1 protein-coding gene is annotated in these 888 nt (G+C 47.9%); it reads right to left on the bottom strand.

All coding sequences use genetic code 11. The features are described 5' to 3' along the window. Nucleotides 1–116 precede the first annotated feature (116 nt). On the bottom strand, nucleotides 117–888 hold a 772-nt coding region (locus tag A3729_RS10665), incomplete at its 5' end, for an imelysin family protein (RefSeq protein WP_369820127.1).

Raw genomic sequence — 888 nt, 5'->3', positions numbered from 1 at the left:
ATCAATATTGCTGAGGCCTAAGACCTGAATGACCTTTTCAGTTGTTTTGGCTTGAGCAACGAGTGCATCAACAAAGTTCTGAACGATTTGGTTGCCCGCAGTATTACCTTCACCGATCAATACATCAAAAGCTTGGCCTTTAGCCGCCGCGTCAACCATTGCTTGAGCCGTCGCTTGAGTAGCATAAGCTTACCCAGCATTTCAGCATCCAGTGCTGGGTCTGCTTGCTTCACTAAGTCAGAAAGGCTTGCACCATCTACTGAGTTGTTGTTGATGCTCTCATACTGACCCATATAGACATTCTTGATGCCCAAGGCGTCATAGTAGTGGGAGTTATGAGTGTTATCCGAGAAGCAGTCATGTTCTTCTTCAGGATCGTGTAGCATCAAGCCAAGCTTAGTCCGCTCGCCAGCTAGCTCGCCATACGCAAGGCTACCCATGCCTGTCAGCATGGTTGCCAAGGCACCTGCTTCGCTTTTAGCGGTTAGCTCAGCAACTGATGCTCCGCCTTCTTTCCAGTTATTGGCCATGTCTTCTAGGTCTGAAATCAATAAGCTTGTTGCTGCTTGAAGGTACTGACGACGGCGCTCACAGTTGCCACCGGTACACTTATCAAGTGAGAAATCGCTTGCTGGGCGAGAGCCAGCACCAGGGTTGTTACCGTTTAAGTCTTGGCCCCACAGCAAAAATTCGATGACGTGATAACCCGTTGCAACGTTAGACTCAACTTCGTCAATTTCATGCAGAGTGTTTGCAAGTAGTTCTGGTGTAATTTGGCTAGCATCTACTTTCTTGCCGCCAATCATTGGTGCAGGGTTGGCAATGATGTTAGCAGCATAGAATGGGTTTTCATCAGACTCAGCACCATATGAAGCATCAACATAGTCG

Source organism: Oleiphilus sp. HI0043 (genome assembly GCF_001634935.1).
Note: the sequence above shows the minus strand (reverse complement) of the source record. Positions and strands in the feature narration are given on the sequence as shown.